Here is a 25375-nt window from a genome sequence, read left to right on the forward strand (position 1 = left end):
TTCCGTTGCGTCAAAACCGTTTTTTTGCACCGGTCATGTGCCATAAAAGTACACTCCCGTCGCCAACAACGTTTTTCGGCGAAGCGATCCTCACACGGAAAACGAAGTTTTATGTGTGACATGGCATAGGAATAATTGTGCATATTTTCAGGAGAAAACCTGATGAATCAGCAGGAAAATTATTTGCAGCAGATGCTCGTGACCCTGCGCACGCGGCTTCTGGTCATGTGCGCCAGTGTGGGCATAGCTCTGGAAGAGGCGGGCAAGGCCCTGGCCGCCAACGATCCCGGCCGCGCGGCCGCGGTTATTGAAAGCGACGGCTCCATTGATGAACTGGAGAACGAGATCGACGAAATGGCCCTGCGGCTCATGGCCCGCACCCAGCCCGTGGCCGGCGACTTGCGCTTTGTGGTCAGCGCCCTGCGCATGGTGGTGGACCTGGAGCGCATCGGGGACGAGGCCGTGAGCATGGCCGAGCAGGCCATTCTGATGCAGGACATGCCCGGCTACGGGGTCATACCCCATGTCCGGCGGATGTTCGACAAGGCCCGTCAGGCCTTTGAGCAGGCCGTGGTCATCTTTCGTGAAAATGACACCGAGGCCGCCCTGACCATGAGCCGGGGCGAGGACGAGGCCGTTCAGTGCGAAGTACGGATCATCCAGGGCATCATGGAGCGGCTTTCCGAGCGCGACGCGGACCTGGAACCCCATCTGGCCATGCACATCATTCTGGTCACCCGTTCCCTGACCCGGATCTGGCGGCGCTCCATCAATATTGCCGAGCACGTCTATTTCATCAATCAGGGCCAGACCCTCAAGCATCATGGCGAACTGGCGGACGAGCCGGACACGCTGCTCTGGAAGCGGGAGGACGAGGCCGGGGAAGAATAAGGGAAGCATCCCGCGCCCACGGTGGCGGCTATCCGCATTTCTTCTGTGGGCAATGCGGCGCGCCCTGCGGCTGATTATCTTCCCGCGTGCTGAATGCCGTTGCGCCACCCCGTTTTTTCTGACGCCCAGGTATGACAAAGCCGGGCGCTTCCACCTCCGGGATGGAAGCGCCCGGCTTTGTTTGCACCGCAAGCGGAGTTTACAACAGGCCTTGCCGGCGCAGCACTTCAATCAATTTTGTCTTGCCGTTTTCGCTCATGGGGCAGAGCGGCAGGCGCATTTCGCCTTCCATCTGGCCCATGAGGGCCAAGGCCGTTTTGGCCGGAATAGGATTGCTTTCCACAAACATGACCTGATGCAAGGGGAAGAGCTCGTGGTGCAGGCGGGCGGCCCCGGCCACGTCACCCTTGGAAAAGGCGTTCCACACGGCGGCCACGCGGCCCGGCACCAGGTTGGACGTGACCGAAATCACGCCGCTGCCGCCCAGAGCCATGAGGGGCAGGGCGGTGAGGTCGTCGCCGGACAGCACGCTGAAGCCCGACGGGCAGGATTCCAGCACCAGGCTGCCCTGCACCATGTCGCCGGTGGCTTCCTTGACGCCCACGATGTTGGAAAAGTCGCGGGCCAGACGGCTGAGCACAGGCGGCAGCATGTTGCAGCCCGTGCGCCCCGGCACGTTATAGGGCACCAGCGGCAGGTCCACGGCCTCGGCAATGGCCTTGAAGTGCTGGTACAATCCTTCCTGAGTGGGTTTGTTGTAATAGGGGGTGATCAGCAGCGCGCCGTCGGCACCGGCCCTTTTGGCAAAGAGAGCCAGGCGGATGGCCTCGCTGGTATTGTTGGACCCGGCCCCGGCCAGCACCGGCACCCGGCCTTTGGCCTGGTCGATGCAGATTTCAATGACCCGCTCGTGTTCCTCGTGGGACAGTGTGGCGGATTCGCCGGTGGTGCCGCAGGGCACCAGGCCGTGGATGCCCTCGGTGATCTGACGCTCGATAAAGGCGCGGTAGGCCTCTTCATCCACGGTATTGTTCTTGAACGGAGTGACAAGCGCTGTCAGCGCGCCGGAAAAAAGCATGTCCGACTCCTTATGGCTGCGTCCGGCGTGTTCTGAAAACACGTCGAAGCTCTGTAACCGGGCGGTGGGCGACGCGGCCCGGACGATATTGTCGTAGTGCCCTCTTGCGTGGTGTGTGCCGGTATTGGACGATGACAGCACTCCAGGCGGATTTTCAGCAAATCCGCGTCAGAAGCGGCAGAGGTCTTCGTCTCGCGGATCGGGGCTCTACTGGTTGATGAATTCCTTGAGTTCCTTGCCCGCGCGGAAAAAGGGCAAGCGTTTGGAAATCACCGAAACGCTTTCCCCGGTCTTGGGGTTGCGTCCGGCGTAGCCGCCATATTCCTTGATTTTGAAGCTGCCGAACCCGCGGATTTCGATCCGTTCCCCGGCGATCAGCGATTTTTTCATGGCGTCGATGAATGTGTTCACCACCAGTGACGCATCATCAAAAGGGATGTTGGTCTCTTCGGCTAATGCCTTGATCAGTTCGCTCTTATTCATCACGCCTCCGTTGACACGTTATATTATTATCCCGTGAGGGAAGGGCGACAAAGCTTGGGGGCCTCGGACAGCTCCACTATATCTATACCTTTTATGCTGTAAGGTAAACAGCTTACTTGGGCAGGGCCTGCAGAACGCTGCGCGCGGCCAGCCAGTCGGCCATGCTCAGGCGCACGCGCTGCAGACGGGCGGCCATGGCCTGGATGTCCTGGGCCGCCGGGCTGCCCGGTGCGTAGCGCAGCAGGGGCTGCTGGCGACAGACGGCCTCAGGCAGCTTTTTGTCCATGCGCACATGACCCAGCAGCACGGGTTCCAGATGCAGAAAGTGGCGGCAGGCCCCGTTCAGCTTTTCAAAAGCGCCTTGCGCTTCCTTGGCCGAGCTCGCCTGATTGACCATGACCATGAAATCGCGCATGCCGAAGCGGTTGTTGAGCACCTTGATCAGGGCATAGCTGTCCGTGAGCGAGGTGGGCTCGGGCGTGATGAGCACGATGCGCACCGCGGCCATGGCCGCGAAGGTCTGCACCGTTTCGGAAATGCCCGCGCCCAGATCCATGAAGACGAAATCATATCCGCCGAGCACCGGTTCCAGGCGTTCCAGCAGCAGGTCGCGCAGGTCCGGGCTCATATCATTGAGCTCGGGCACGCCCGAGGCCGCGGGCAGCACGTCAAAGCCCTTGGGCTCCACGGGATACAGCACATCGTTCAGGCGCGCTTCGCCCAGCAGGGCGTTCTGAAGGTTTCCCTCCGGGGTGATGCCCAGCAGCACGTCCAGATTGGCCAGGCCCATGTCGCAGTCCATGAGCAGGTTTTTGAAACCCGCCTGGTAGAGCGCGCAGGCCAGGTTGAGGGAAATATTGGTCTTGCCGACCCCGCCTTTGCCGCTGAGCACGGCAACGCTCAAGGTGCTGTTCATAATTATTCTCCGCCGAAAAAGAGAAAGCGTTTTTCACTGGAATGGACCAGGGTGGTCCGCTCGCCCAGAGATGTGGGCGTTTCCTGATGGATATAGCCGTCTTCCTGTTCCAGAGCGGCGTTCAGGGCCGCGGCGGCTCTGGCCAGGAGATCGGAGGCGCGCTCCGGCGCGCCCTGGCCCGCGCAGACGATGCCCAGGGCGCAGCCCGCCCCGGCCCCGGCCGAAATGCCGCCGGTGGGGAACAGCGGCCGGGCCTGCTCCGCGAAGGCGGCTTGCAGGCGCTCGGCCAGACGCCGGGCTTTAAGCAGACCCATGCCCGGCAACAGCGCCGCGTAGCGCCCGGAGGCCATGCCGCCCAGACTGTCGCAGACGTCCAGATTGTCGCGCAGGGTTTCGGCCAGCAGCCTTTCCAGGCGTTTCACCGTGCCCTCGCCCAAAGCCACGCACAGCCGCCGCCGTTCGGAGAGGGCCGCGCAGATCAGGCTGAGATCCCCGCCGTTGCGCGCCTGGCGCAACAGTTCGCGCTCCAGTTGGGCCGTGAACAGTTCGGCGCTCAGCGTTCCTACCAGGGCATCCGGCGGCATGGCCGACGGCGGCTGTTGCTGTATGTCGGCCCGCAGATCCGCCACGTGCGCCTCCGGGGCGGCGTCAGGCATGGGCAGGGCGCACCACTGGCTCAGGGGAAAAGCGCGGCAGAAGTCCTGCCAGCGCTGTCGGGAAAGGCCGCGTACCAGCCGGACCACCAGCATGGCATTGTCCGGCTGTTCTCCGGCGTCGCCGCAGGCGGCATGCTCCCGCAGGGCCCTCAGTTCGCGGGCCAGGGCCTCAAATTCAGCGTTTTTGCTCATGGCGGTACAAGAGGTAGTCGTGTTGGAACTGGTCGATCTGACCGTCCAGAACCGCATCCACGTCGCCCGATTCCGAACCTGTGCGGTGATCCTTGACCAGACGGTAGGGCTGAAGGGTGTAGGTGCGGATCTGGCTGCCGAAGGCAATGGCGTCCTTGCCGGCGTATTCGGCCTGGCGCTCGGCCTCGCGCTTTTGCAATTCCAGATTGTAAAGGCGGGCGCGCAGGACGCGCAGGGCCGTCTCCTTGTTGTGATGCTGCGATTTCTCGTTCTGGCACTGGGCGGAAATGCCCGTGGGCAAGTGGGTGACGCGCACGGCGGAACTGGTGGTGTTCACACTCTGGCCGCCCGGCCCGCTGGAGCGGAAGATGTCGAAACGCAGATCCGATTCCTTGATATCCAGCTGGATGTCGCCGCCCGCGTCCGGGATCACATCCACTGAAGCGAAGGAGGTGTGCCGGCGGCCCGAGGCGTCGAAGGGCGAAATGCGGATCAGGCGGTGGATGCCGCGTTCACTCTTCAGAAAGCCGAAGGCGTGCGGTCCGGAGATGCGCAGGGTCACGCTCTTGATGCCCGCCTCGTCGCCGGGCAGAAAGTCCATTTCCTCCACGGCGTATTTGCGGCGCGCGGCCCAGCGGGTGTACATGCGCAGCAGCATTTCGGCCCAGTCCTGGGATTCGGTGCCGCCCGCGCCGGGGTGGATTTCCAGAATGGCGTCCCGGCTGTCCTCTTCGGCCGAGAGCAGCATCACCAGCTCGGTCTCGTCCAGCAGGGCGGCCAGCTCCCGCTGCTGCTGCTCCAGGGATTCCAGGGCTTCCTGGTCTTCGTTTTCCAAAGCCAGGGCCAGCCATTCCTCCATGTCGTCGCGGCAGGTTTTGAGGCGGTTCAGACGGCCCACCTCGTCTTCCAGACGGCTTTTTTCCTGCAGAATGGGAGTCAGGGCCTCGGGCTTGTCCCAGGCGCCGGGGCGGGAAATTTCCGCTTCTATGTCGCGCAGGCGCTGTTCGCTGGCAGCGACGTCAAAGACGCCCCCAAAGGTTGTCGAAACGCTGGGACAAGGGCTGACAGGCGGCGCGCAGATCACTGAGATGCAACATGGTCAATTCTGTGGGGTTGAGGGTGAAGGGCCCGGCTTGCTTTTCCCGGAAGTGCCGGAGAAGGCGGAAATTTGCGCCCCGCGCGAACCGAAAGCAAGCAGCGCGCAGAAAAGCAGAACCGCCGAAGGAAGCAGCCAGGGCGCGAGGCGGTGGTAGGGGCTGGGCGCGGTCGTCAATCCGGCCCTGGCCCAAAGGGTTCCGGCCCGGAACTGGCCGCCGCGCGCGGTCACGCGCCCGCGCGGATCCACCACAACGGAAATGCCGGTGTTGGTGCCGCGCAGAATCCAGCGGTTCTGCTCCAGGGCGCGCAGCACGGTCAGGTAAAGATGCTGCCGCGCCGCCGGGGTGTTCCCGAACCAGCCGTCGTTGCTGATGTCCGTCAGAATATTGGCCCCGTCCGCCACGCGGGCCTGGGCAAGCCAAGGGAATATGCCTTCATAGCAGATGAGCATGCCCAGGGCAAGATTGCCGTGACGCAGGGGGGCCGTGGCCGTGCCCGTCTCATAGACGCCCACGCCCTGAAGCAGAGCCTGGAGAAAGCCCCAGTTCAGCCATTCCGGCAGGTACTCGCCGAAAGGCACCAGATGTTCCTTGTCGTAATAGCCCACGGTCTCGCCGTCGGGACCCAGCAGAAAAGCCCGGTTGAAGATGGCCGGTTCGGCCTGTCCCGGCCGTCGTTCCACGCCCGGCGCGCCGAAAAGCAGGGGACTGTGAGCCGTCAGCGCCATGTCGCGCACCAGGACAGCCAGGCGCGGCTTGGTTTCAAAAAAGAAGGGCAGGGCGGTTTCCGGCCAGACGATGAGCGGCCTGGCGTCCGGATCCGAAGCCTTGTCCGCGCCCTGGCCCGTGCCCGTATCAGCGACGGTCCGCGCGGCCAGGCCCGCGCGGGTCAGGCTCAGATAGAGCTCCACTGTCTGGCGCTGGAAGGCGGGCAGCCATTTCCGGTTCTGATCCACATTGCCTTCCACAAAAAGCACGGCCATGCTGTCCGGTCCTGTGGGCGCGGGCTGAAAGGGATGGGCGTCCAGCCGCCAGGCCCCGTAGCCCAGCAACAGCGCGGCCAGCCCCAGACCGGCGGCCAGACGGCGCGGAAAAAAATGCCGTTGCGTTGCCGACGGCAGGCTGAAGAGGCAGAGCAGGGCGGCCAGCAGCCAGCAGCCTCCCAGCGCGTATGCGCCCAGCGTGTCGGCGGCCTGGATCAGCTGGGGCCAGACGGCCAGAGCTCCGGCCAGAGGCAGCCAGGGAAAGCCCAGAGCCAGCGCATAGCAGGCCTCCAGCAGATACCAGAGCAGGGCCAGCAGCAGGGCCAGCGTCAGCGGCGGCCGGGCGCGCAGCAGATATGCGGCCAGGGAAAACAGACCGCCCGCGCTGGCCAGACAGGACGCGATGAACAGGGCGCAAGGCACGGCCAGAAGCCAGGGCAGGCCGCCCACATTGTGCACGGGCAGGGTCAGCCAGTAGAGGACCGCCGTGCCTCCGGCCAGACTGACCAGCCAGCCCCGGCGCAGGGCCGCCATGCGGCCGGGCGCGCGCAGACCCAGCACGGCCAGGGCTACGGGCCAGAGCAGGACCAGAGGCGGCAGGCTCAGCAGATCATTGGGAAAACCCAGCCAGAGGGCCAGGGCTCCGGCCAGCCCCCAGCACAGATCCCGAAGCGGCGGCAGGGGGCGCGTGCGCGTCATATTCATGTTCAGGCATTGTCCCCGTCGGCGTCCGTGTCCTGCGCGGCCCTGTCGGCGGGTTCCATGCGCAGCAGACGGATCAGCTTCTTGTCCGCGTCCAGCACCGTAAAGGTCCAGCCGTGCAGGGTGAAGGTTTCGCCGGGGCCGGGCACGTGCCCGGCTTCCATGCTCAGATAGCCGCCGATGGTGTCCACCTCGTCGGAAACCAGGTCCACGCCCAGTTCCTCCAGGTCTTCCAGCAGGGCGCGGCCCGTGAGTTCGTAGACATTGTCGCCCAGGGGGCGGATGTCCTCCTGGCGGGGAGTGTCGTGCTCGTCCTCGATGTCGCCCACGATTTCCTCCAGCACGTCCTCAATGGTGATCAGGCCGGAGGTGCCGCCGTATTCGTCCAGGGCGATGGCGATATGCTGCTTGCGGGCGCGGAATTCCTGCAGAAGGGTGCGGATGGGCTTGGTTTCCGGCACGAAAAAGGGTTCGCGCATGACCGCCGCCACCGGAGGATGCTCCCCGGCCGGTTCGATGAGACAGCGCAGCAGATCCTTGGCGTGCAGGATGCCCACCATATTGTCGCGGGTGTCTTTGTACACGGGGATGCGGGAGTGCCCGGAATCCACGATGACGCGCGCCACCTCGGGCAGGGGCATGTCGTCGGGCACGCAGTCGATATCGGTGCGGGGAATCATGGTGTCCTGCACCTGAAGATCGTTGAAGCGCAGGATGCCCAGCAGCATGGACTCTTCGTCCGGTTCGACCTCGCCTTCGGCTCTGGCTTCAAGAATGGCTTTTTCCAGGGATTCTTCGTCGTCGTGCCCGAAAAATCTGCTCAGGCGCGACCAGATGGTACTATGACCGTCGGAGCCTCCGTCCAAAATAACCTCCTTGTTTGGGCGCGGATCTGCGGGTTCAGGTTTCGCGCGGCCGGGACGCGGGCGTCGCGCGGCCGGGCAAAACGGCGTTTTCAATGCGAAAACGTCCTCAGAGCAGTTTGCGCTGTTCCATATCCATGCGCATGACCCACTGGGTGATGGGCCCCACCCCTCGGGACGGGGAACTGTGGAACCAGTGGATCTCGGCTTTGCCCTGTTCCAGCACGGCCCAGTTGGTGAACTCCACCCCCAGAATCAGCGCGGGCGCGGGGCCCTCCACCGTGCGGGCGTTGATGACTTCGCAGGTGCACCAGAACGTGACGAGCTTCTCGCCTTTTTTATCCATGGCATAGATGACAAGACAGAGTAGCTGCGAACCTTTGTCCAGGTCAACAGGCCGCGTTTCCGCATCTTCCATCTGGAAGCGCAGGGCCATGCCCGTGGCGGAGACGTTTTCCACCTGTACGGGTTCGTTCTTCATGCCCAGCTTGTAGTGCATGACCGGGCGGCCGATTTCGCCCGTGGTGCGGGGAATGGGCCTGCCCGGTTCAATGGACCAGACGCCGATGACCCGCACCGCCTCTTTGTGAGGTTTGACGCGGATGAAATTGCGTTTCTGTCCAACTTCCAGATCCGTGGGCGCGGCGATGCCGATACGGGATTTTTCGCGTCCGGCCTCCACCGTCTGGATGGCGGAGCGGAATTTGTAAAAAATGGGGCCTTCCGGCAGGCTGACGCGAAAATAGACGTCCACCGGGGTGCCCGTCCATTCTTTGGAAACGTAGGCCAGCACTTCCATATCCAGGCTTGCGGCGTCCTGCTGGAGCAATGTGGCGGAGAGCCCTTTTTTGTTGGTCTCATTGTCCAGCACTTTCAGATCGAAAATTTCGTTCTGTTCCTGGGCGGTCTGGAGCATTTGGCGGATCACGTTTTTGCGGCGCTTCTCCTGTCTGATTTTCTGCAATCGCCCGTTCAGACAGACAAGCAGGAAGCAGAGCGCCACAAAAAGGCCGCCAAAGATCAAAATGTATTCTTCTGTGCTCATTGTGGGGCCACCGGAGTATAATCCAGAATATGTGTCACGCCTGAACCGCTGCCGGAATTTGCGCGTAAATTCCGATGGAACAACATGACGCAACGTCGCGTGTTCCGGCTGAGATTATGAAGAGACGCCGTTCCGGGGCTGTGGCCGCCGGGCCGGGCGCAAGAGCCCCAGTTTGTGCAAATGTATTTCCAGACAGGCCACCGCCGCCGGAGTCACTCCGGAAATGCGGCCGGCCTGCCCCAGGTTCAGGGGGCGCACACGGCTGAGCTTTTCTTCCACTTCACGGGAGAGTCCCGCCACTCTGGCATAATCCAAATCCGAGGGCAAGGCCGTGGACTCCAGTTTTGCCGTACGCTCGATGAGCGCGCGCTGGCGTTCCAGATAGCCGGCGTATTTAATGTCCGTCTGTACGCCTTCGCAGACGGCCCGGCCGCAACGCGCCAGTTCGTCGGCCAGTTCCGCTCCCGGAACCGGGGAAAGCCCCGGCGCGTCCGCCAGCGCGGCGGCCAGCCGTTCCAGATCCATATCCGGACGGCGCAGCACTTCCGCCAGGCTGCGGCCCGGCGGCAGCAGGGCCTGGTCGCGGTCCGCCTCCCGCCTGTCGGTGGGAATGCGTGTTTCCTCAAGCCGTTTTCTGAGACGTTCCGCGTTGTCCCGTTTTATGCAAAAAACGCGCCAGTGCGCGTCGTCCACCAGGCCCAAGCCGCGGCCCAACGGGGTCAGGCGGGCGTCGGCATTGTCCTCGCGCAGGAGCAGGCGGTGCTCGGCGCGGGAAGTGAACATGCGGTAGGGCTCCTGTGTGCCCAGGGTCACCAGGTCGTCCGCCAGCACGGCCATGTAGGCTTCGTCCCGGCCCGGCGCGAAAGGCGGCAGATTTTTCTCGGCGCAGGCGATGTTCAGGGCGGCCCAGAGGCCTTGCGCCGCCGCTTCCTCATAGCCGGAAGTGCCGTTGATCTGCCCGGCCAGCCAGAGGCCCGGCACGGCCTTGCTTTCGAAGGTGGGGCGCAGTTGCACGGGGTTCACGTAATCATATTCGATGGCGTAGCCCGGCCGGGCCATGACGACCCCCTCCAGGCCGGGGATGCTGCGCAGCATGGCCATCTGCACGTCCAGAGGCAGGCTGGTGGAAATGCCGTTGGCATACACCTCCGCGCTGTCCAGGCCTTCCGGCTCCAGAAAAATCTGGTGCCGCTCCCGTTGGGGGAAGCGGGCCACCTTGTCTTCGATGGACGGGCAGTAGCGCGCGCCCACGCCCTGGATCACGCCGGTGAACAGGGGCGAACGGTCGAAGCCGCCCCGGATGATTTCGTGGGTGCGGGCTGTGGTCCAGGTGATGTGGCAGGAAACCTGCGGCAGAACCGGACCGGGCCCGTGAAAGCTGAAGGCGGGCGGAGGCATGTCCCCGCGTTGTTCCTCCAGACGGGAAAAATCAATGGAGGCGCGCAGCAGGCGCGGCGTGGTGCCGGTTTTCAGGCGGCCCAGTTCCAGACCCAGAGCGCGCAGGCTGTCGGAAAGGCCCAGAGCCGGAGCGTCGCCCAGACGGCCGCCGGGCAGATTGGTCAGGCCGATGTGGATGCGTCCGTCCAGAAAGGTGCCGGTGGTCAGCAGCACGTGCCGGGCCGCGAACTCCAGCCCCTGGGCCGTGCGCACGCCCGCGACGCGGCCCGCCGCCGTGATGACGTCCGTGACCGTATCCTGCCAGAGACGCAGGCCGGGCGTGGCGTAAAGCGTCTTTTTCAGGGCGCGCTGATAGGCTTCGCGGTCGATCTGGGCGCGCGTGGCGCGCACGGCCGGGCCCTTGCTCATGTTCAAGGTGCGGAACTGAATGCCCGCCGCGTCGGCCCAGAGCCCCATCATGCCGCCGAGGGCGTCGATTTCGCGCACCATGTGACCCTTGGCCAGGCCGCCGATGGCCGGATTGCACGAGAGGTAGCCCAGCCGGTCCAGATTGCCGCTGACCAGCAGCACGCTGAAACCCAGCTTGGCCAGAGCCACGGCGGCTTCGGAACCGGCGTGGCCGCCGCCGGCGATGATGCAGTCAAAACCGGCGTCAGGCATGGGCGTCCCGTTGCATGAGGATATGGGCGAACACCTGGGCGTCCTTGCGGGCGGCGCTGATGGAAGCGCGCTCATCGGGCTGGTGGCAGGTATTCTGGATACAGGCCCAGACCGCGGCGGGCAGTCCCTTGCGGCGCAGCAGCGCGGCCACCGTGGCCCCGCCGATGCCCACGGGCCGGGCCCGCACGCCGTAAACCTGTTCCACGGCCCGCTCCAGCGCCCGCACCACGGGGCTGTTTGCCGGAGCGGCCGAGGCGGGCTGGGCGTGCTCCACATCCACCGTGATCTCCACGCCGTGGCGCGCGGCCACTGCGGCGGCCAGCCGCCGGGCTTCGGCCAGCACGGCTTCCTGCGGCACGTCCGGCAAAAGGCGGCAGTCCAGGTAGAAAACGTCGCTGCCGGGCAGGATGTTCACGCTGGGCACATTGGCGTCGTGCTTGCTGGGAACAAAGGTGGAGCAGGGCGGCTTGAACAGCGCGTCCTCCTGCGGAAAGGCGGCGTACAGACCCTGCCGGCAGGCCAGGACCATGTCCGCGCCGGCCACAAAGGCGTTGCGGCCCTTGTGCGGGGTGGACGCGTGGCACTGGACGCCGATGGTCCGCACCTTGAGCCAGAGCTGGCTTTTTTCCGCCACTTCAATGAGGTCGCCGCGCGGCGAACCCGCATCCGGCACAATATAAAGGTCCTCGGGCCTGAACAGCTCCGGGGAGCGTTCCAGCATGTGGGCCAGGCCGTAATCGCTGCCGGATTCCTCGTCCGCCATGAAGACCAGCCCCAGACTCAGCGCGGGCGTCACCTCCTGCCGTCGCAGCTCTTCGGCCAGCAGGAGCATGCTGACGATGGCCTGCTGGTTGTCCTCCACACCGCGCCCGTAAAGCCAGTCGCCTTCGCGCCGGACCTGCCAGGGGTCGGAAGTCCAGGCGGCGGGGTCGCCCGGCGGCACCACATCAGTGTGGCCGAAAAGCCAGAGCGTGCGGGAATCCGCACCGGGCAGGCGGGCCACCAGGTTAGGGCGCAGCCCGTCCGGCACGCGCTCGTCCGGCGCGTCCAGCCGTTGCAGATCGCGCACGCCGCAGGCCTCCAGCCAGCCCGTGATCAGCCGGACCTTGGCCAGCTCGCCCCGGCCGCCGTTGTCCGGCCCCAGAGCCTTGCAGGCCGTGAGCGCGCTCTGCAATTCCACCACGCGCTCGTCCCGTTGCGCCAATCCGGCCAGCAGACCGTCCAGTTCCTGATGTTCCATAATTTTGTCCGACAATAGGAAAAGAGGCCGCTTGCGCAGCCTCTTGAAAAAATGCTTTCAAACACTGTCGACATTCAAAAATTTTTTGTCGCCGACAAGGAAAATAAGCTTTTTATGAAGGGAGTGTACTCTTATAGTACTCGACCGGAATAAAAAGCGAAACTTGACGCTGTCGGCGGCAAAAAAGATTGAATGCCGATAGTGTTTAACGGCCCTTGGCGGCGCGCTTCGACGCCTTCAACGGGTTCACCTTGGCCGCGGCGGCCGTCTGGGCCTTGACGTGGGTGGCGAAGTTACACCGGCCGCCGACCCATTTACTGGCGGGGTTGGGATAGCTGGAGCAGAACTGTTCGCCGTCGAATTCGCGCACGCGGTCACAGCCGGAGCACTGTTCCACCACAGGGGAAATGACAAAACCGTTGACCACCACGCCTTCAGCGGTCTTGGTGGCATTTTCCAGAGGACTCATAGCAAAACCTCCATGCGCCGGAGCGCCCCGAATTTTTCGTATGTTCCGCCGACAGCTCCAAGGGGCCGTCGGACTGAGAGTGGATTAGTATAGGCTGATGCGGGCCGCTGTCAAGAGGGAAGACCGGGCTTTCAGAGTGGAGGTTCTATGCGGGCGTGGCCATCATGCCTAATTCCTGCGAACACACCCGACGTAGCCGGGAGGCGGCGGGGGCTGGGGGTGCGGGAATTTTGCAAAATTGGCGATTTTTTCGTACGGGCAAGGCGGATTTTACAAAATAACCGCAACAGACAGAAAACCCGAAGCGGAAGCGCTTTCTCTCGCGCTGTCCGCCCCGAACGGATCCGCGACCCGGCGCCGGGCGTTATCCCGCAAGACCCGCGGCGCGCAGCACAAAAGAGCGCAGGTCGCTCATTTCCCGGCAGAGAGCGTCGTAGTCGAAGCGACTGAAGCGCCCGTCCTGATAAAGAATTTCACCTCCCACCATGGTCATGCGCGTTTCCAGGCCCGTGGCCGCGTAAACCGTCTGTGAGACAACATTATACAGAGGCTGAAGGTTGGGCGAGGAAAGATCCAGAGCCACGCAGTCCGCCGCCTTGCCCGGCTCCAGAGAACCCAGGCGGGCGTCGTGCAGGGCCGCGGCTCCGCCCAGGGTGGCCATATCCAGCACCCGCGCCGCGGGCAGCAGGGTGGGATCATGCCCGGCCAGTTTGTGCAGCAGGGCGGCCCGGCCCATTTCCGTGAACATGTTCAATTGATTGTTGCTGGCCGGACCGTCGGTGCCCAGGCCCACGGCCAGACCCCGTTCCAGCATGGCGGGCAGCGGGGCCACGCCCGAGGCCAGCTTCATGTTGGAAGAGGGATTGTGCGCCGCCACAGCCTTGTGCCGGGCCAGAATGTCCAATTCCTCTTCGTCCGCGTCCACCACATGGGCCAGAGTGCAGGGCAGGTCCAGCAGGCCCAGATCGCGGCAGAGGGCCACGGGCCGTTTGCCGTGATTCTTGAGGCAGAGTTCCGTTTCCTCACGGGTTTCCGAAAGGTGAATGTGCAGGGGCAGACCCAGTTCTCCGGCCAGGTCGCGGCAGGCCGCGAGGATTTCGGGCGTGGTGGTGTAGACGCTGTGCGGGTTGACGGCCACGCGCAGCCGGTCGTCGCCGACGCAATGCTCCGCCAGGGCGCGGGTGGCCTGCAGGGCCGCCTCGGGACCGGCGCAGGCCGCCGAGGGAAAGGCGAAGACCGCCTCGCCGCCCACGCAGCGCAGACCGGCCGTGCGCGCGGCCTCGAACACAGCCTCTTCAAAAATATACATGTCCATGCAGGCCGTGGTGCCGGTGCGCAGCATTTCCGCATAGCCCAGCAGGCTGCCCAGGCGGACGATCTCCGGGGTGAGCTTGGCCTCCACCGGAAAAATGCGCCGGCGCAGCCAGTCCATAAGCGGCATGTCGTCGGCCAAGCCGCGCAGAAAGGTCATGGCCGCGTGGGTGTGGACATTGACGAGGCCGGGCAGAACGAGCATCCTGCCAAGGTCAAGCTCCCGTTCGGCCTGCCAGGCGGCGGACAGCGCTTCGCGCGTCCCCACGGCGGCCACCATGCCCTGATTGATGGCCAGGGAGCCGTTTTCAATGATGCGGCGTTGCACGTCCTGCGTGACGAGGATGCCCGCGTGGAGAAGCGTGTGGCAGTGCTGCATGAATAATCCCGGTCGGTTAAGAGGTAGTGCGGACAGCGTGAAACGATTAGGTAACGCCTGCGGGCCGGAGAGGCAAGACCCTGAAAGGAGGCTTCATGCAGTGTCTGCTCCTGCACGGGATCGGCGGCAGCCCGTTTGAAATGCTGCCCCTGGCCGACGCCCTGGCGGCGGCGGGCTTTGCGGCCCACGCTCCGGCCCTGCCCGGCCACGGCGGCACGGAAGAAGCCTACCTGGCTTCCTCCTTCGCCCAGTGGCGGGCCTTCGCCCGCACGGAATACGCCCGTCTGAGCGGGGAGGGTCCCGTCCTGCTGGCGGGCTATTCGCTGGGCGGCATTCTGGCGCTGGATGTGGCCCAGGCGGCGGCGCGCGGCGAGCTTCCGCCCCCCGCTGGCCTGCTGGCCCTGGCCACTCCGCTGTTTTTTCACAAATATTTCCCCTTCTTCGCCGTGAGCTGGCGCTTTTTCCTGTTGCCCCTCCAGGCCCGGTTGCGGCCCGTGCTGCGCGTGCCCCCGCGCGATCCGGCCTCCCGCGCCGTGGCCCCCTGGCAGGGGCATGAGGAAATCTGCTGCCTGCGACATTTCGCGGAGGTGGAGCGCGCCCTGCCCGCCATCCGTCGCGACCTGCCTCTGATCCGCGCGCCGCTCTGCATCGTGCAATTGCGCAGCGACATGAGCTGCCGCCCGTACAACGCCTTTTATCTGGCGCGGCGCAGCGCCGCGCCGGTGACGCACCTGCACCTGTTGCGCGTGCGCAGCCCGCACGGCGGCCATTTGCCCACAATGCACAGGGAAAGCCGGGAAAAGGTTGCGGCGCTGGCCGTATCCTTCGCGCAAGAGGCTGCCGAAGCCACAAAGGCTTGCAAATTCACGCCGCAGGGGCTATAACAACGCGCTGTTATCTCGCCAACCCGGCTCCGGGGCGGCGGCCGCCCGCGCGGGCGCGCCGCGCGCGCCGGGGCCTCATCCACACCTGAATGGAGGTGCGCTTTGTTTGAATCCGTAGCTTTTGCCATGGGCACGCCCCAAGCCGGCGGAGCTCCCGCCAGCGGCACGGACATGCTGATGCAGTTCCTGCCGCTGATCCTGATGTTCGTCATTTTCTGGTTCCTGCTGATCCGTCCCCAGCAGAAGCGGGCCAAGGCCCACAAGCAGATGCTGACCGAACTGAAACGGGGCGACCATGTGGTGACCTCCAGCGGGCTCATCGGCCGCATCCTTGAGATCGACGACGAGCAGGTGTTGCTGGAATCCGGCGAAGCCAAAGTGCGTATTTCCCGCGCGGCTATCGGCGGTCTGTTGCCGGCCCGGGGCGGCAAGGAAGCCAAGGCCGAAGAAAAGAAATAAGCCCCTGTCGGGTGTTTTCGCGTCGGGGGCATGCGATATTGAAATATCGTCTGCTCCGGCGTCGGCGAAAGCCGACGCCCGCGTCTGAAGCCGGGGAAAAACCGCGTTTTTCCCGCAGGCCAAAGACGGCGCGGGCTTTGAAATTGACTGCAATCTCAAAGCAAATCTGGGTCTGACTGTTCCGTTGGCCGCGCAAGCCGCCCCTGAGGGCGGCGCGGCCTTTTCGGCCGCCGGGCGGCTTGCCGGGGCAGATATTCCGCCCGCGCACAGCGCGGGCAAGTCCTTTTTGCGGAAGGTGTACGATGGGTCTGCGCTGGCGCTTGTCCATTGCGGTAGTGGTGTTTCTGGCATGCCTTGTTTACGCGCTGCCGAGCGTGCCCGGCATCGGGTCGGCTCTGGAGCGCATTCTGCCGTCCAACAAGATCAACCTTGGTCTTGACCTCAAGGGCGGCATCCACCTGACGCTGGGCGTCGATGTGGCCAAGGCCGTGAGCAATTCCCTGGCTCTGGCCGGGCAGGACCTGCGCCGTCTGGCCCAGGACGAAAAGGTCGTGGTGCTGCGGCCCCGCGTGGTGGGCGGCACAGCGCTGGAGTTTATACTGCCGCGCGCTGAAAATGAGGACAAGCTGAAGGAAATTCTCAGCCGCCACTTCCCGCAACTGTCCGTGGGCGAGCCGCGCAAGGGCGAATCCGGCCAGTTGCGCTACGTGGCCCACTTTACGGCCGCGGAAGTGACGCGTCTGGAAAACATGGCCCTGGATCAGGCCCTGCGCACCATCCGCAACCGCATCGACCAGTTCGGCGTGGCCGAGCCGGACATCCGCAAGCAGGCCGGGAACCGCATTCAGGTGCAGCTGCCCGGCATTTCCGACCCGCGCCGCGCCGTGCAGATCATCGGCCAGACGGCCCATCTGGAATTTCATCTGGTGCGCGACGACGTGGACCCCGGCAAGGCCGTGCTGCCCACGGGCGTGGTTTCCCTGCCCCTGCTGGAGAACACGCCGGGCGGCCAGAAGAAGGAAGGCCAGATCGCCGTGGAAAAGGACGCCATGCTCACCGGCGAGGATGTGGCCGACGCCCGGCCCGCCTTTGACCAGATGAACAAGGCCTACGTCACCCTGAATTTCAATACCCGCGGCGCGCGCATTTTCGAGCGGGTCACCACGGAAAACGTGGGCCGCCGCATGGCTATCGTGCTGGACGGCAAGGTCTACTCCGCGCCGGTGATCCGCGAGCGCATCGGCGGCGGCCGGGCCAGCATTTCCGGCAACTTCACCACCGCCGAGGCCCAGGACCTGGCCATCGTGCTGCGCGCCGGCTCCCTGCCCGCGCCGGTTTCGGTGCTGGAAGAACGCAGCGTGGGCCCCTCTCTGGGGCAGGAATCCATCGACAGCGGCGTGCGCGCAGCCCTGGTGGGCGCGGCCGCCGTGGTGCTGTTCATGGCCATCTACTACGGCCTCAGCGGCCTTATCGCCGACGGCATGCTCTGCTTCACCATGCTGATGGTCATGGCGGGCATGGCGGCTTTCGGGGCCACCCTGACCCTGCCGGGCATCGCGGGTATCGTGCTGACCATCGGCATGGCCGTGGACGCCAACGTGCTGATTTACGAACGAATACGCGAGGAACTGCGCTTGGGGCTGTCGCCGCTGGCGGCGGTCAAGGCGGGTTTTGACCGCGCCGCCATCTCCATCACCGACTCGAACCTGACCACCATCATCGCCACGGTGATCCTGTACCAGTTCGGCACCGGCCCCATCCGGGGCTTCGCGGTGACGCTCTCCCTGGGGATCATCGCCTCCATGTTCACGGCCATTTTCGTGTCGCGGGCCATTTTTGAGGAATGGGCGCGCCACTGCGGCCCCAAGGGCATCAGCATCTAGCGGGGGAGGCCATCATGGGCTTTGCATTTATCAAGCATGATACCAATATAGATTTTATCGGCTGGCGGCATTGGTCCTACGGCATTTCCATCGTTTTGCTGCTGGCCGGTCTGGCCTCGGCGCTGTGGGGCAACGGCCTCAAGATGGGCATCGACTTCGCGGGCGGCGTCATTGTCCAGGTGCAGTTCGACAAGCCCGTCAATGACGAGGCGCTCAAGAAAAGCCTGGATATCCCGGCCCTGCCCGGCATAACCACCCAGCGTTTCGGCGAGGGCGGGCGGGACTATCTGCTACGCTTTTCCAGTGCGGAAAACGCCGACGCCTCGGCCCTGCGCACCAATGTGGTCGATGCCCTGGCCTCGGCCTTTCCGGATAACGCGGCCGAGATCCAGCGTCTGGAAGTGGTGGGGCCCAAGGTGGGCGACGACTTGACCAACAAGGCTCTGAGCGCCCTGTATTACGCCGTGCTGCTCATCGCCGTATACATTTCCGGCCGTTTCGAGCAGCGCTGGATGGCAGGCGCCATCATGGCCGCGGCTCTCTGGGGCGGCATGTACGTGCTGGGCTTCACCGGCCTGAGCATGGGCTGGCTGGTGATGACGGCTCTGGCCATCGCCATGGTGGTCTGCTTTTTCCTCAAGCTCAACTTCGCGCTGGGAGCGGTGGTGGGCCTGCTGCACGACGTGCTCATCACGGCGGGCCTGCTCTCCATCATGAATGTGGAAATCGACCTCAACGTCATGGCGGCACTGCTGACTCTGGTGGGCTATTCCCTCAATGACACCATCATCGTCTATGACCGCTTGCGTGAGAATCTGCGCGCCGCGCCCCAACTGGATCTGGCCGCGCTCATCAACCGGAGCGTCAACCAGACCCTCTCGCGCACGATCCTGACCAGCGGCACCACCTTTGTGGCGACCCTGTCCCTCTTTCTGCTGGGCGGCGGCGTGATTCATGATTTCGCGCTGACCATGCTCATCGGCGTGTTTATCGGTACGGCCTCGTCCATCTATGTTTCCTCAGCCATCCTGCTGGCTCTGGGCAATACGGAATTCTACGTCCGGGCGCAGGAAAAGGAAAAGTACGAACGTCCGGGCGAGCATGGGGTAGTCTAGTTCGTGTGGAATGGGAACGCCTTTTGCGGCGCTTCAGCGGTAAAACGCTCTTGTCTCGGAATGTGAAGCCGCGCTGCGCGGCAGGCCTTTGAGTTTGCAAGCCGGATTCGGCGAAAGCCCCCACGGAAAAAGCGCTTCTTCCGTGGGGGCTTTCTTTCAAAAAGACATGCGGGTCATTTACAAAATGACCCGTTCCAACGTCTGAAAGCCGGTCAGGGATGAGGTGAACAACCGCGACATGCCGCGGGCCAGCGCGGGAAGCCGCCGCCACCTGCGCCTGTGCGGATTTAGAAGTGCAAAATCAGACGGAACTGGCCGCTCCCGCTCCAGAGCAGATAGGTGAACGCGCCCAGGGAAAGGAAGGGACCGAAGGGGATAGGGCGGGCGAAGATGCTCGGGCCGGAGCCGTTTCCGTCATTTCCGGCGGCGCGAAGGTGCAGCAGGATCAGGGCCGAAGCGGCCGTTACGGAGCTGATCAGGCAGATGCCCGGCAGGCCCTGCCAGCCGCAGACCCCGCCGAGCAGGAGAAAGAGTTTCACGTCGCCCAGGCCCAAGGCTGTTTTTTTGCGTACGTAGCGGAAAAAGAGATGTAGTCCGCCTGCCAGGGCGAAGCCCAGCAGAGCGCCCGCGCAACTGTCGCGCCAGGTCAGCGCCGTGCTCCAGACCATGAGCGGACAGAGAACAAGCGCGCCGCCCAGCGTCAGCGCATCGGGCAGCACCGCGATGCGGGCGTCAATGCCCGAAGCGGTGATCAGCACGCCGCAGAGCGCGAGTTGGACCCAAAAGGCCGGCGACACGCCGAAGCGCACGGCCAGCAGCACGGCGCACAGGCAGGAAACGCTTTCCACCAGCGGATAAAAAAGGGAGATGCGTCCCCCGCAGGCGGCGCAGCGGCCGCGCAACGCAAGCCAACTCGCCACGGGCACAAGATCTCTGGCGCGCAACGTCACGCCGCAACGCGGGCAGACGGAACGCGGGCGGAAAAAGGGCAGGCCGTGGATATAACCATAGGCGCAGGCTGCATAAAAACTGCCCAGAACCAGCCCCAGCAGTCCCGCCAGGACGGGAAATGCGGACTCCACGCGTCTCCTCCCATGCCGGCGCGCACTCCAAGCCGCGGGGTGAAGGCACCAAAACCCGCGGAAAGCGCCTCGGACGGCGGGGACAAGCCTAGCCCAGGCCCGGCAAGGGGTCAACGCGCGGAGCGGGAGGAGGCCACCCCGGCAAAAACATATTGCTTCCGCCGGGTATGTGGGGTACTAGCCAAGAAAAGAGCCGAAAAAATGCCCCCACAGGTGAAAATATATGCAATCACTTTATATAATTAAGAAAATAGCTCTCTCTCTCTCTCTCTCTCTCTCTCTGTCCCTCACATGTTGCCAGTATTATTGCTAAAATAATAAGTAAATCAAATGTGTTATCGTTAGAAAAATTTTCAGGAAAATACATTTTGGATAACGAATGGATAATCATCTTCCAATTTGAGTAATTCGTCGTTATTATCTCTTCATGAGCGACGTAACCAGCCGAAAATACATAAAGACCAAGTTTGAGGGCGTTTTCTACCGCCAGTCCGCCAAACGTGACCCGCGAACCGGTGAGCCGGATCGTATCTACTGTTTTTGTTTCACGGACACCCAGGGCAAAGGCCACTGGAAAACTGTCGGCAGACACAGTAAGGGCATCCGTCCGACTCTGGTTCAAAAAGAACGCGCAAAATTCCTTGCGGAGATTGCCGTCACCGGCGTCAACCCCGTCGAACGGGAAAAAGTCACCATCGGAGACCTGGTGGACGCCTATCTTGCATGGGGCAAAAGCGAAGGAAAGTCCGTCAGCCAGCACTATAGTCAATATCAGGCGCATCTCAAGGATAAAATTCACTCCCTGCCTGTGGTCGAACTGACGCCCAATCTTCTTTCCACCCTCAAAGCTCAGCTTCTGAAGACACCTACCGGGAATACGAAGGCCAAAAAGAGCACAGGCAAGTCCAAAGCCAGAACAGGGAAACGGAAAACGCTGGCCGGGCAGACCGTGAACAATATCTTTTCGTTCATGCGATCTGCCATAAACCATGCTATCGCCACGAGTATGTGGAGCGGAGTCAACCCGCTGTCCACCAAGGGCGGTACATGGAAAATGGTGACGGCCAACAATGAAAGGTTGCGTTTCCTGACCAGAGAGGAAGCCAAGGCCCTTCTGGACGACCTTGAAAAGCGTCATCCCCAGTTGCATGACATGGCTCTGCTCTCCCTGCGAACCGGCCTCCGGCCCACGGAAATTTTCAAGCTGCGTGGACAGGACGTGGATGCTAACGCCTGCGGTCTTTATATCATTCAGAAAGGCGGCAAGCGTGTTTTCGTCCGAGTACCTGAGGACATGATCCGGATGCTCCAGGCGTATAAGCGCAAACCTGCGGAACCCATCTTCCAGCAGCCCCGCAAGAAGACGGCCTTCACTAAAACTCCCGCGTGCTTCAAAACCGCCGTCAGAAAACTCGGTCTGGAGCCAGAAAACTGCGACAGTCTGTATATGGTCACATTGCATACCATGCGGCATACGTTCGCATCCTGGCTGGCACAGTCCGGCAAGGTCACACTCATGGAACTGCAAAAGCTCATGCGCCATAAGAACATCACCATGACCATGCGGTATGCCCATTTGTTCCCCGGCCAGGAAAGCGAAAAGCTCTCGATTATCGGGGATATGCTTGCCTGATAAATCCATCATTTGATTGTGTCCAAGGTTTGGATGCGTCCGGAGGCGATGTATTCTTCCAATACGGAGCGTTCATAGAAAACGCGCCTGCCGAAACTCGTATATGCCGGGCCGATACATTCCTGACGCCAGTAAGCGAGAGTCTTCTGGCGGATGCCGAACTCTCTTTCCACATCTTTGGGAGCAAGCAACTTCTGGTTCGGGCAGTCAGAAGTATTTCGGGCATTCTCATAACCGGCGAGTCGCACGGCTTCCGTGATAAGGGGAAACAGTTCTTCCGGCGTGGAAATGATGATGGTACGTCCGTCAGTTTCCATGAAAACTCCTTGAGAATATTACTCTGCGTATGTCCCGTAATACTTTGCAACCAATTCCAATATGGAATTACATCCGTTTACCATGAGCATTTTTTCTCTGTGGCGTCGGACGCCGCTTCGAGTGATTTTCAGACATCGGGCGATTCTTGTGGTGCTGAATCCGTCGAGGGACAGTCGAAAGACTTCCGCTCCGCGAGGTGTAAGTTTTATGCTGTGCTTGGAACAATCCATCATCTCCCCGATACAACGCATAATCTCTATCGTTGTGTGTACGGAAAATTTTTTGCGGATACGGGAAAGATGCAGATGTATGAGCCTACGCGATGTACGTAGTTCACGGGCAATTTTTTTTTGGAGTTATACCTTTCATCAGCAGATTGACGACATCTTGTTCTTTCCTGGTCAAGAGCTCCAACATAACTTCTCCTCGCTAATGGCTAAAACAGACTCAAAGGGATTGAATCTTGTGTAGCATGGAGAAATCAGGCCGGGCAGTGGCCAATTTATATACTTTTCAAGTTTTGCAAAAAATAGAAAAAGAAATCAATAAGATGTATGGTTAATGTTGCTGGTATCGAACACCAGATAACAGAATGCCCCGGCCCATTTGTAGCAATGGGCCAGGGCTGTGAAAAAAAAGACCATGGCAACCGTACGGGGCGCGTAACGTGCCGCGTCAGTCCCGATTTCTGTTCGTAGCAGGAATCGGGGTGCTTTTTCTCTATGAGTCTTCCCCACGGGCGTGACAGGTGTTTCCCCTAATGCCTTCCCAGCCTTTGCAGAATCCCGTCAATGGCCGTGCTGATGCCCTCCCGGGTATAGAAATTCCCGTTGACCAGGGCATGAGTCTTGAGCACACGCTCGAAATCCGCAATCGCAGCCGTTTCCGGTCCACGCGGATGGCTCCAGAAGGCGTCCAGCGGCATTTCCGCGCTGGTCACCGCGAGGCCGGGCTTGGTGTAGATGGACGTTCCCACGCAGTAGACCGGCTTGGCCTGACGAAGAGCCGAAATCCCTATAGTGGAATTCAGCACCACCACACCGAGGCTTTTGTCCATCATCTGGTGTGCCTTGCCGCCCTCAATGAAGTGCACCCGGTCACTGATGCCGCAGGCCGCAGCAAAGGAAGCAATGAAGCCCGCATAGTCGATCAGGCCGTTATCCAGCGGGTGATTGCGGATAATGAGATGGGTATCCGCCGGGGCGCTTCGAGCAAAGGAAGTCAGCACACAGGCAATGGCTTCCTTCATGCCGCTGTAGGGTGAATAGCGGCGTACCTGGGAATCGGCGTCAAACTGGAGGGGAAAGAGAAAGTACGACGCATGGGCGCGGGACGCGGCCCGAAGGGCCTGAGCGGAACGCTTCCGCCGGACGGAACGGCTCAGCACGCGCAGAAACCAGCCCCAGACCTCGCGGCTGGCGCTCTGCGGACGGTGGGTTTAAAAACCCAGAGAAAGATGGTTCCCGCATAATGGGCGATGGCCCGCCATGTCTTGACGGTTTGCGGATTGCCGCCTTTCCGGGCTTCGGGAACGTCCGGACAGTGGGCGGCAAGTTCCGCCATGCCTTCTCTGGTGTTCGGCAGGGAGGAAAGGCCGTTTACACCGCCTTGCTCCATTGTGATGTAGTCCGGGCGCAGATAACCTTCCTCATAGGCCCAGACCCGGATGCCCCGGACTCTAGCCAGCAGGACGGCTTCCCGGTGCAGGGGCCGCCAGTCTCCGAAGACATGGAGGTCCGTCACCTGTTCCTCATCCATACGCTTGCGCCGTCTTATTGCTTCTCATCTCCCCAGTTATCGCCTGTTCGGTGAGATAGAAGCTGATGAAAGTTACTTTGGAGGAGTAAGAAAAGGTAAACGGGGGCGGAGATCTGCCGGAAAAATAGCTGTTTTGGGTCTGCTGAAGAGAAACGGGAGAGTCTATACAGCAATGGCTCTTGACTAGGGTGTGTCTGTAAACCCTCTTCACGAAAAGGGGGAAGTCAGGTTAGGTAAGGTTTTCATCGTGTTACGACAGGGAAATGTGCTACTATGACATCCCTGAAGACCTCTGGCTCAGGCTTGAGCCCATACTGCCAACAGAAGGTTCTCCTCGTGGAGGGAGACCGATTGGTGACGTCAGAAACTTTCTCAATGCTGTACATTGGATGCTGCGAACCGGATCTCCATGGCGAGCTTTGCCAGAGAAATATGGTTCGTGGAAAACCGTATATTCCCGATTCAGGCGTTGGCAGAAAAGAGGATATCTGACTGCTATCCTTAAGCTTCTTACCTTACAGGCTGACATGAACCACATCATGATTGATGGGACATACGTTCATGCTCATAAGCATAGTGCCGGAGCTCGACATACCCTGGAATCAATCAGGCTCTCGGCCGAAGTCGTGGCGGCTTTACTTCCAAAATTCATGCGGTGGTGGATGCTCTCGGTAATTTGCTGGCTTTTACTGTCACGGCAGGACAATACTCCGAGTATCCTCAAGCCAGTAACCTTCTAATCCAGTATCATAACACAACAATTCTGGCCGATAAGGGCTATGACAGCAGGAGTCTCATCGATGCGCTTCACCAGCAGGGATGTGAAGCAGTTATTCCCTCCAGAAGAACGAACCATCATCCCCGTACCATTGACAGACATCTCTACAAGGAACGTCATCTTATTGAGACGTTTTTCAACAAGATCAAAGAATATCGTAAAATTGCAACTCGTTATGACAAGCTGGCAGAAGTTTTTGCGGCCTTTGTATGTCTGGCTGCTTCACTTATCTGGCTTCGATAAGAGGTTTGCAGACACACCCTAGGGTCAGGACTCGTTATTTTCAAAGGAACAAAAACAGGGTATGCAGAGGGCATGGAGGTGTCGCATGCGTACCCTGTTTTATCTTTCCGAAAGCCAGTTGGAGCGTATCAAACCGTTCTTTCCCCGTTCTCACGGTGCTCCGCGTGTCGATGACAGACGCGTCGTCAGCGGCATCATATACGTCATCAAGCACGGGCTTCAGTGGAAGGATGCACCTGATGAGTACGGCCCGCACAAAACGCTGTACAATCGATTCATCAGGTGGAGCAGACTCGGTGTTTTCAATAAAATTTTCACTGAGTTGGCCAACAAAACGTCTTTTGATGGCTCACTGATGATCGACTCCACTCACCTCAAGGCTCACCGCACGGCGGCAAGCCTGCTCAAAAAGGGGATTCTTCGCGCCTCATAGGACGAACAAAAGGTGGCCTGAATTCCAAACTTCATGCCGTTTGTGATGGGCACGGGCGTCCTGTCCTGCTTTTGCTGACGGAAGGACAGGTCAGCGACTACAAGGGGGCGGCCATTCTCCAGCACTTGCTTCCCGATAACAGCATATTTCTGGCAGATGGAGGCTATGACGCGAGTTGGTTGCGGGAATCTCTAAAAGCCAAAGGGATAACCGTCTGCATACCACCGCGGAAAACCAGAAATGAAGAACTTCCTTTCGACAAGACGCTGTATAAAGGTCGCCATCTTATTGAAAATACATTCAGCAAGTTGAAGGACTGGCGACGTATCGCAACCCGATATGACCGCTGTGCCCATACTTTTTTCTCAGCCATTTGTCTTGCTGTCACTGTTCTCTTCTACCTTAATTAACGAGTCCTGACCCTAG

25 protein-coding genes and 2 pseudogenes are annotated in these 25375 nt (G+C 61.5%); 10 read left to right on the forward strand and 17 right to left on the reverse strand.

The features are described 5' to 3' along the window. Positions 1-162: 162 nt before the first annotated feature. Positions 163-891, forward strand: coding sequence for a phosphate signaling complex protein PhoU (gene phoU / locus FYJ44_RS08860; RefSeq protein WP_154511276.1), 729 nt, complete (start codon positions 163-165; stop codon positions 889-891). 199 nt (positions 892-1090) lie between these two features. On the opposite strand, the gene dapA is transcribed toward phoU, so the two are convergent. From dapA to FYJ44_RS08920, 12 genes are all read right to left on the reverse strand, one after another. After that, positions 1091-1969 (reverse strand): 4-hydroxy-tetrahydrodipicolinate synthase, encoded by an 879-nt coding sequence (gene dapA / locus FYJ44_RS08865; protein WP_154511278.1) that lies wholly within the window; start codon positions 1967-1969, stop codon positions 1091-1093. Between the two features lie 207 nt (positions 1970-2176). Next, the gene (locus FYJ44_RS08870) at positions 2177-2452 is read right to left on the reverse strand and encodes an HU family DNA-binding protein (protein WP_154511280.1); all 276 of its coding nucleotides are present in this window, start codon (positions 2450-2452) and stop codon (positions 2177-2179) included. A gap of 112 nt (positions 2453-2564) precedes the next feature. After that, positions 2565-3368, reverse strand: coding sequence for a MinD/ParA family protein (locus tag FYJ44_RS08875; RefSeq protein WP_154511282.1), 804 nt, complete (start codon positions 3366-3368; stop codon positions 2565-2567). 2 nt (positions 3369-3370) lie between these two features. Continuing rightward, positions 3371-4216, reverse strand: coding sequence for a GGDEF domain-containing protein (locus FYJ44_RS08880; RefSeq protein ID WP_154511284.1), 846 nt, complete (start codon positions 4214-4216; stop codon positions 3371-3373). Continuing rightward, a protein-coding gene (prfB, locus tag FYJ44_RS08885; protein ID WP_229772627.1) for a peptide chain release factor 2 occupies positions 4200-5313 on the reverse strand; the annotation gives its coding sequence in 2 pieces (ribosomal slippage) (positions 4200-5237 and positions 5239-5313; 1113 coding nt in all). The genes FYJ44_RS08880 and prfB overlap by 17 nt, the downstream gene beginning before the upstream one ends. Before the next feature lie 2 nt (positions 5314-5315). Further along, positions 5316-6995: an apolipoprotein N-acyltransferase gene (lnt, locus tag FYJ44_RS08890; protein ID WP_229772628.1), complete on the reverse strand. Its 1680-nt coding sequence runs from the start codon at positions 6993-6995 to the stop codon at positions 5316-5318. Positions 6996-7003: 8 nt separating this feature from the next. Beyond that, entirely contained in the window at positions 7004-7864 is an 861-nt protein-coding gene (locus FYJ44_RS08895) for a hemolysin family protein (protein WP_154511288.1), read from the reverse strand. Positions 7865-7970: 106 nt separating this feature from the next. Continuing rightward, positions 7971-8906 (reverse strand): PilZ domain-containing protein, encoded by a 936-nt coding sequence (locus FYJ44_RS08900; protein ID WP_154511290.1) that lies wholly within the window; start codon positions 8904-8906, stop codon positions 7971-7973. Between the two features lie 114 nt (positions 8907-9020). Beyond that, positions 9021-10964, reverse strand: a complete 1944-nt coding sequence (mnmG, locus tag FYJ44_RS08905) for a tRNA uridine-5-carboxymethylaminomethyl(34) synthesis enzyme MnmG (protein ID WP_154511292.1) — start codon at positions 10962-10964, stop codon at positions 9021-9023. Further along, positions 10957-12204 (reverse strand): M20 family metallo-hydrolase, encoded by a 1248-nt coding sequence (locus FYJ44_RS08910; protein WP_154511294.1) that lies wholly within the window; start codon positions 12202-12204, stop codon positions 10957-10959. The genes mnmG and FYJ44_RS08910 overlap by 8 nt, the downstream gene beginning before the upstream one ends. Before the next feature lie 205 nt (positions 12205-12409). Beyond that, the gene (locus FYJ44_RS08915; RefSeq protein WP_154511296.1) at positions 12410-12673 is read right to left on the reverse strand and encodes a PxxKW family cysteine-rich protein; all 264 of its coding nucleotides are present in this window, start codon (positions 12671-12673) and stop codon (positions 12410-12412) included. Between the two features lie 364 nt (positions 12674-13037). Beyond that, positions 13038-14363, reverse strand: a complete 1326-nt coding sequence (locus FYJ44_RS08920; RefSeq protein ID WP_154511298.1) for an amidohydrolase family protein — start codon at positions 14361-14363, stop codon at positions 13038-13040. A gap of 95 nt (positions 14364-14458) precedes the next feature. Between FYJ44_RS08920 and FYJ44_RS08925 the strand changes: the two genes are divergently transcribed. The 4 genes from FYJ44_RS08925 to secF all read left to right on the forward strand — a co-directional run bounded on the left by FYJ44_RS08925 (position 14459) and on the right by secF (position 18704). Next, positions 14459-15247, forward strand: coding sequence for an alpha/beta hydrolase (locus FYJ44_RS08925; protein ID WP_154511300.1), 789 nt, complete (start codon positions 14459-14461; stop codon positions 15245-15247). 102 nt (positions 15248-15349) lie between these two features. Then, positions 15350-15706, forward strand: coding sequence for a preprotein translocase subunit YajC (yajC, locus tag FYJ44_RS08930; RefSeq protein ID WP_229772629.1), 357 nt, complete (start codon positions 15350-15352; stop codon positions 15704-15706). A 302-nt stretch (positions 15707-16008) separates the two neighbouring features. After that, positions 16009-17589: a protein translocase subunit SecD gene (secD, locus tag FYJ44_RS08935; RefSeq protein WP_154511302.1), complete on the forward strand. Its 1581-nt coding sequence runs from the start codon at positions 16009-16011 to the stop codon at positions 17587-17589. 14 nt (positions 17590-17603) lie between these two features. Continuing rightward, complete coding sequence (gene secF, locus FYJ44_RS08940; protein WP_154511304.1) at positions 17604-18704, forward strand: protein translocase subunit SecF; 1101 nt, start codon at positions 17604-17606, stop codon at positions 18702-18704. A 287-nt stretch (positions 18705-18991) separates the two neighbouring features. Here secF and FYJ44_RS08945 read toward each other — a convergent pair whose 3' ends face one another. Then, positions 18992-19786, reverse strand: coding sequence for a prepilin peptidase (locus FYJ44_RS08945; RefSeq protein ID WP_195840989.1), 795 nt, complete (start codon positions 19784-19786; stop codon positions 18992-18994). 427 nt (positions 19787-20213) lie between these two features. On the opposite strand from FYJ44_RS08945, the gene FYJ44_RS08950 reads away from it, so the two are divergent. Continuing rightward, entirely contained in the window at positions 20214-21419 is a 1206-nt protein-coding gene (locus FYJ44_RS08950) for a tyrosine-type recombinase/integrase (protein ID WP_154511308.1), read from the forward strand. 8 nt (positions 21420-21427) lie between these two features. On the opposite strand, the gene FYJ44_RS14705 is transcribed toward FYJ44_RS08950, so the two are convergent. The 4 genes from FYJ44_RS14705 to FYJ44_RS14880 form a co-directional block, all read right to left on the reverse strand. Further along, positions 21428-21736 (reverse strand): hypothetical protein, encoded by a 309-nt coding sequence (locus FYJ44_RS14705; protein WP_034506670.1) that lies wholly within the window; start codon positions 21734-21736, stop codon positions 21428-21430. An 18-nt stretch (positions 21737-21754) separates the two neighbouring features. Beyond that, positions 21755-21988: a helix-turn-helix transcriptional regulator gene (locus FYJ44_RS15045; protein WP_081847572.1), complete on the reverse strand. Its 234-nt coding sequence runs from the start codon at positions 21986-21988 to the stop codon at positions 21755-21757. A gap of 506 nt (positions 21989-22494) precedes the next feature. Then, positions 22495-23124, reverse strand: a complete 630-nt coding sequence (locus FYJ44_RS14875; RefSeq protein WP_326833677.1) for a capsular polysaccharide export protein, LipB/KpsS family — start codon at positions 23122-23124, stop codon at positions 22495-22497. Beyond that, positions 23118-23495: a capsular polysaccharide export protein, LipB/KpsS family gene (locus FYJ44_RS14880; RefSeq protein WP_268234076.1), complete on the reverse strand. Its 378-nt coding sequence runs from the start codon at positions 23493-23495 to the stop codon at positions 23118-23120. The genes FYJ44_RS14875 and FYJ44_RS14880 overlap by 7 nt, the downstream gene beginning before the upstream one ends. 1 nt (position 23496) lies before the next feature. On the opposite strand from FYJ44_RS14880, the pseudogene FYJ44_RS08970 reads away from it, so the two are divergent. The 4 genes and pseudogenes from FYJ44_RS08970 to FYJ44_RS08985 all read left to right on the forward strand — a co-directional run. Then, positions 23497-23670 (forward strand): annotated as a pseudogene (locus tag FYJ44_RS08970) (transposase); the annotation flags it as partial. Between the two features lie 88 nt (positions 23671-23758). Next, positions 23759-24079: pseudogene (locus FYJ44_RS15050) on the forward strand (IS5 family transposase); the annotation flags it as partial. A 17-nt stretch (positions 24080-24096) separates the two neighbouring features. Then, on the forward strand, positions 24097-24516 hold the full coding sequence (locus FYJ44_RS14885) for an IS5 family transposase (protein ID WP_326833680.1): 420 nt from the start codon (positions 24097-24099) through the stop codon (positions 24514-24516). An 85-nt stretch (positions 24517-24601) separates the two neighbouring features. Then, a protein-coding gene (locus FYJ44_RS08985) for an IS5 family transposase (RefSeq protein WP_154511312.1) occupies positions 24602-25359 on the forward strand; the annotation gives its coding sequence in 2 pieces (ribosomal slippage) (positions 24602-24935 and positions 24935-25359; 759 coding nt in all). Positions 25360-25375 lie beyond the last annotated feature (16 nt).

The sequence above is a fragment of the Desulfovibrio porci genome (assembly GCF_009696265.1).
GTDB lineage: Bacteria > Desulfobacterota > Desulfovibrionia > Desulfovibrionales > Desulfovibrionaceae > Desulfovibrio > Desulfovibrio porci.

Coding starts and splice junctions, on each gene's coding strand:
- FYJ44_RS08880 (WP_154511284.1), bottom strand. CDS start 4,216: ATGAGCAAAAACGCTGAATTTGAGGCCCTGGCCCGCGAACTGAGGGCC.
- FYJ44_RS08870 (WP_154511280.1), bottom strand. CDS start 2,452: ATGAATAAGAGCGAACTGATCAAGGCATTAGCCGAAGAGACCAACATC.
- FYJ44_RS14880 (WP_268234076.1), bottom strand. CDS start 23,495: ATGGATGAGGAACAGGTGACGGACCTCCATGTCTTCGGAGACTGGCGG.
- dapA (WP_154511278.1), bottom strand. CDS start 1,969: ATGCTTTTTTCCGGCGCGCTGACAGCGCTTGTCACTCCGTTCAAGAAC.
- FYJ44_RS08910 (WP_154511294.1), bottom strand. CDS start 12,204: ATGGAACATCAGGAACTGGACGGTCTGCTGGCCGGATTGGCGCAACGG.
- FYJ44_RS08875 (WP_154511282.1), bottom strand. CDS start 3,368: ATGAACAGCACCTTGAGCGTTGCCGTGCTCAGCGGCAAAGGCGGGGTC.
- secD (WP_154511302.1), top strand. CDS start 16,009: ATGGGTCTGCGCTGGCGCTTGTCCATTGCGGTAGTGGTGTTTCTGGCA.
- mnmG (WP_154511292.1), bottom strand. CDS start 10,964: ATGCCTGACGCCGGTTTTGACTGCATCATCGCCGGCGGCGGCCACGCC.
- FYJ44_RS08900 (WP_154511290.1), bottom strand. CDS start 8,906: ATGAGCACAGAAGAATACATTTTGATCTTTGGCGGCCTTTTTGTGGCG.
- secF (WP_154511304.1), top strand. CDS start 17,604: ATGGGCTTTGCATTTATCAAGCATGATACCAATATAGATTTTATCGGC.
- lnt (WP_229772628.1), bottom strand. CDS start 6,995: ATGACGCGCACGCGCCCCCTGCCGCCGCTTCGGGATCTGTGCTGGGGG.
- FYJ44_RS08925 (WP_154511300.1), top strand. CDS start 14,459: ATGCAGTGTCTGCTCCTGCACGGGATCGGCGGCAGCCCGTTTGAAATG.
- FYJ44_RS15045 (WP_081847572.1), bottom strand. CDS start 21,988: ATGCGTTGTATCGGGGAGATGATGGATTGTTCCAAGCACAGCATAAAA.
- phoU (WP_154511276.1), top strand. CDS start 163: ATGAATCAGCAGGAAAATTATTTGCAGCAGATGCTCGTGACCCTGCGC.
- FYJ44_RS14705 (WP_034506670.1), bottom strand. CDS start 21,736: ATGGAAACTGACGGACGTACCATCATCATTTCCACGCCGGAAGAACTG.
- FYJ44_RS08950 (WP_154511308.1), top strand. CDS start 20,214: ATGAGCGACGTAACCAGCCGAAAATACATAAAGACCAAGTTTGAGGGC.
- FYJ44_RS08915 (WP_154511296.1), bottom strand. CDS start 12,673: ATGAGTCCTCTGGAAAATGCCACCAAGACCGCTGAAGGCGTGGTGGTC.
- FYJ44_RS08920 (WP_154511298.1), bottom strand. CDS start 14,363: ATGCAGCACTGCCACACGCTTCTCCACGCGGGCATCCTCGTCACGCAG.